The organism is Streptomyces torulosus (genome assembly GCF_001419765.1).
In the GTDB taxonomy this organism is placed as follows: domain Bacteria; phylum Actinomycetota; class Actinomycetes; order Streptomycetales; family Streptomycetaceae; genus Streptomyces; species Streptomyces torulosus.
Genome location: NZ_LIRK01000330.1, coordinates 1 through 3,735, shown reverse-complemented (window position 1 = coordinate 3,735; position 3,735 = coordinate 1). Strand labels below are relative to the sequence as shown.

Annotated in this window: 6 protein-coding genes; 1 reads left to right on the top strand and 5 read right to left on the bottom strand. The window is 71.9% G+C overall.

Annotation, left to right across the window (positions count from 1 at the left end):
- Nucleotides 1-47 precede the first annotated feature (47 nt).
- On the bottom strand, nt 48-314 hold the full coding sequence (locus tag AOK23_RS22915; protein ID WP_240496508.1) for a hypothetical protein: 267 nt from the start codon (nt 312-314) through the stop codon (nt 48-50).
- A gap of 266 nt (nt 315-580) precedes the next feature.
- On the opposite strand from AOK23_RS22915, the gene AOK23_RS22910 reads away from it, so the two are divergent.
- Nucleotides 581-1,417, top strand: a complete 837-nt coding sequence (locus AOK23_RS22910) for an alpha/beta hydrolase (RefSeq protein ID WP_420823731.1) — start codon at nt 581-583, stop codon at nt 1,415-1,417.
- Between the two features lie 32 nt (nt 1,418-1,449).
- On the opposite strand, the gene AOK23_RS22905 is transcribed toward AOK23_RS22910, so the two are convergent.
- The 4 genes from AOK23_RS22905 to tsaB all read right to left on the bottom strand — a co-directional run.
- Nucleotides 1,450-1,704 carry a hypothetical protein gene (locus AOK23_RS22905; RefSeq protein WP_055714559.1) on the bottom strand — a complete coding sequence of 85 codons (255 nt, stop codon included), beginning with the start codon at nt 1,702-1,704 and terminating at the stop codon, nt 1,450-1,452.
- Complete coding sequence (tsaD, locus tag AOK23_RS22900) at nt 1,701-2,798, bottom strand: tRNA (adenosine(37)-N6)-threonylcarbamoyltransferase complex transferase subunit TsaD (RefSeq protein WP_055714558.1); 1,098 nt, start codon at nt 2,796-2,798, stop codon at nt 1,701-1,703. The genes AOK23_RS22905 and tsaD overlap by 4 nt, the downstream gene beginning before the upstream one ends.
- Nucleotides 2,791-3,294, bottom strand: a complete 504-nt coding sequence (rimI, locus tag AOK23_RS22895; RefSeq protein WP_055714557.1) for a ribosomal protein S18-alanine N-acetyltransferase — start codon at nt 3,292-3,294, stop codon at nt 2,791-2,793. Before rimI ends, tsaD begins: the two co-directional genes overlap by 8 nt.
- Nucleotides 3,291-3,735 (bottom strand): tRNA (adenosine(37)-N6)-threonylcarbamoyltransferase complex dimerization subunit type 1 TsaB (tsaB, locus tag AOK23_RS22890; RefSeq protein ID WP_055714556.1); only part of this gene is annotated, 445 nt, incomplete at its 5' end. The genes rimI and tsaB, both read right to left, overlap by 4 nt.

Sequence of the window (3,735 nt, the reverse complement as noted above, 5' to 3'; positions counted from 1 at the left end):
CCGGTGTCACGAGGCCCGGGCCGCCCGGGCCTCGTGACACCGGCCCCTCAGCCCTCGTCCTCCTCGTCCTCCTCGGGCAGCTCGAACACGAAGTACACGCTCAGACACAGAGGCTCGTCCTCGCCGGACAGGTGGTCCCACGAGACATCGATGACACGGACGTCATGCTCGCCGACCCATGCCTGCGCCCGGGAGAAGACCTGAGCGGCGCTCGTGCCGAGGAAGAATTTCCGGGCCATCGGGTGTACCTGGCTGTCCTCCTCCGAGTCGTCGAAGTCCTTCGGGACGTCCAGGCAGTAGGAGGGGTTCAGCATCACGGCACCGTCCTTGACGATCGAGCTGGCCGCACGCCCGGGCGGATCTCCCGAGCGCGCCACTGTGAAGGACGCCGCGCGGCCAGGAAGGTTGCCTGCGGCGCACAGCGTCGCGGCAATCGGCTCGCGTCCCCTCTTGCGTGCGCACCCGACGAGACCCCATCATCAGGAATCCTGTTGGTTTAACTTTGTAACGGATGGGACTCGCCGTGCCACTCAAGTCACACATGCAGGCCAGAGGCGTCCAGTTGCTCTTCGGCCGGATCATGAGCCGCGTACACGAGGACCTGCGCTTCGCCGACATCCCGAAGCACACGGAAACCCTCCAGGTGAAGACCGGCGCCGGGACGGTGACCTGCACCGTCTACCGTCCGCCCGCCACGACCCCCGACCCCGCCCCGGTGTACGTGAACTTCCACGGCGGCGGTTTCGTGGTCGCCCGCCCCGAGCAGGACGACCATCTGTGCCGCTACATAGCCGCCGAAGCCGGCTGCGTGGTGATCAACGTGGACTACGGCGTCGCCCCGCAGCAGCCGTACCCCGCACCCGTCGTCCAGGCGTACGACGTCACCGCCTGGGTGGCCGAGAACGGCGCCGCCCACAACTGGGACGGCTCGCGGATCGCCGTGGGCGGGCACAGCGCCGGGGCCAACCTGACCGCCGCGGTCTGCCGCACGGCCCGGGACCGCGGCACCTTCACACCCAGGCTCCAGATCATCGACTCGGCTCCGCTCGACCAGCTGGAGGACCCAGCCACCAAGCAGTCACCCATCACCAAGCCCCTGCTCGCGCCGGGTCTCATGCGGATCTTCACCGCCGCCTACGTGCCGGACCCCGCCGACCTGACGCATCCGCTGGTGTCGCCCGCACTGGCCGACGACCTGGCCGGACTGCCGCCCGCGCTGGTCATCACCGCGGAGCACGACCGGCTGCGCGACGAGGGCGACGCCTACGCCAAGGCCCTGGAGGCGGCGGGCGTTCCGGTCACCCACCGTTGCTTCGAGGGCGTCGACCACTACTTCACACACACCGGTCCGGTGGACGCCGCGAAGGAGGCCATCGAGCTGATGGCCACCACCCTGCGCACGGCGCTCGCCGCCTGACACGGCGGATCAAGTCGCGTCACCGAGCCACCTCACTCACCCAGTGACTCGAACCGCCAGCGGTGGACCGCCCGGCCGGCCAACCCGGCGTCGGGCTCCGGCAGTTCCGGCAGCTCGGCGTCGTACTCCGCGTCCCACCAGGTGATGACGAGCACCCGGTCCTGCGGCGCCCGGAACGTCTCGCGCCGCAGCGGCCGTACCGGGAGCCGCTGGTCCCGGGCCCAGGCGAGCAGATCCTCGCCCCGGCCGGGGACCGCACGGGCCTCCCACATCAGGGCGACGGTCACGAGTACAGGTTCTCCTTGCTGACCTCGTGGACGTGGTCGTGCGTGTGCGAGGCGCCCGGCACGTGCGGATCGGTGACGGGGAGGGAGGAGTCGGCGGACAGGTCCCAGTCGGAGGCGGCGCGGTTGCGCGCGACCATCTCCGCGCCGAGCGCGGCCACCATCGCGCCGTTGTCCGTGCACAGCTTGGGGCGCGGTACCCGCAGCCGGATACCGGCCGCCTCGCAGCGCTCCTGGGCGAGCGCCCGCAGCCGGGAGTTGGCGGCGACACCCCCGCCGATCATCAGATGGTCGACACCCTCGTCCTTGCAGGCCCGTACGGCCTTGCGGGTGAGGACGTCCACCACCGCCTCCTGGAAGGAGGCCGCCACGTCCCGCACCGGCACCTCCTCGCCGGCCGCGCGCTTGGCCTCGATCCAGCGGGCGACGGCGGTCTTCAGACCGGAGAAGGAGAAGTCGTAGATGGGGTCGCGGGGGCCGGTGAGCCCGCGCGGGAAGGCGATCGCCTGCGGGTCGCCCTCCTTGGCGTAGCGGTCGATGACCGGGCCGCCGGGGAACCCGAGGTTCAGCACGCGGGCGATCTTGTCGAAGGCCTCGCCGGCCGCGTCGTCGATGGTCGACCCCATCGGCCGGACGTCCGCGGTGATGTCCGTCGACAGCAGCAGCGACGAGTGGCCGCCGCTGACGAGCAGGGCCATCGTCGGCTCGGGCAGCGCCCCGTGCTCCAGCTGGTCCACACAGATGTGGGACGCCAGGTGGTTGACGCCGTACAGCGGCTTGCCGAGCGCGTACGCGTACGCCTTCGCCGCCGAGACGCCGACGAGGAGCGCGCCCGCGAGTCCGGGACCGGCGGTGACGGCGATGCCGTCGAGGTCCTTCGCGCTGACGCCCGCCTCCTTCAGCGCGCGGTCGATGGTCGGGACCATCGCCTCCAGGTGGGCGCGGGAGGCCACCTCGGGCACCACACCGCCGAAACGGGCGTGCTCGTCGACACTGGACGCGATCGCGTCCGCGAGGAGGGTGTGGCCGCGGACGATGCCCACGCCGGTCTCGTCGCAGGAGGTCTCGATCCCCAGGACCAGGGGTTCGTCAGCCATTGATCTCGGTTCCTTGTACGGATGTGGAGGGGTCGTTGAGGCGCATCACGAGGGCGTCGACGTTCCCCGGCTGGTAGTAGCCGCGGCGGAAGCCGATCGCCTCGAAGCCGAAGCGCTCGTACAGCTTCTGGGCGCGGACGTTGTCGACCCGGCACTCGAGCATCACCTGGGCGCACTCGAACGCGGTCGCGGCCCGCAGCAGCTCGGTCAGGAGCAGCGCGCCGAGGCCGGTGCCCCAGTGGTCGCGGGCGACGGCGATGGTCTGGACGTCGGCGACGTCACCGGCGGCGGCGAGGCCCCCGTACCCGACGATCCGCCCGTCCTCGGGGGACTCGGCCACGAAGTACCGCCGGGTCGCCTCCGGCCCGCGGGCGTGGGCCAGGTCCGACCAGAACATGCCGCGGGACCAGGCGTCCTCGGGGAAGAGGTCCTTCTCCAGCGCCAGTACGGGCTCGATGTCCCACCAGCGCATCTCGCGCAGCACCGCGGTCGTCACTTGGGGGTGACCACCTTGTAGTTCTTGGGCACCTGGGCGTCCGGCCGGCGCAGATACAGCGGCCGCGGCGCCTCCAGCTCCTCGCCCTTGGCGAGCCGCTCCGCCGCGAGGGCGGCGAGTGCCGCCGCCGAGACATGCTCGGGGGCGCGGGCGTCGGGGAAGGTGTCGGGGTAGAGCAGCGCCCCCGCGCCGACGGCCGGCAGGCCGGCCACCACGTCGGCGATCTCGGCGGGCCGGTCGACGGCCGGGTCCGTGACCCGGGTGCGCGGGTCCGCGTACCGCGCCCAGTACACCTCCTTGCGCCGGGCGTCGGTGGCCGCCACGAACGGCCCCTCGACGTCGGCCGCGTACGCGAGCGCGTCGAGGGTGCACAGGCCGTGGACGGGGACCCCGAGGGCGAGGCCGAAGGTGTCGGCGGTCATCAGGCCGACGCGGAGCCCG

Bases quoted from the DNA above. Each gene is read 5' to 3' on its own strand.
- AOK23_RS22915 (WP_240496508.1), bottom strand. From the start codon at position 314: ATGCTGAACCCCTCCTACTGCCTGGACGTCCCGAAGGACTTCGACGAC.
- AOK23_RS22910 (WP_420823731.1), top strand. From the start codon at position 581: ATGAGCCGCGTACACGAGGACCTGCGCTTCGCCGACATCCCGAAGCAC.
- tsaD (WP_055714558.1), bottom strand. From the start codon at position 2,798: ATGGCTGACGAACCCCTGGTCCTGGGGATCGAGACCTCCTGCGACGAG.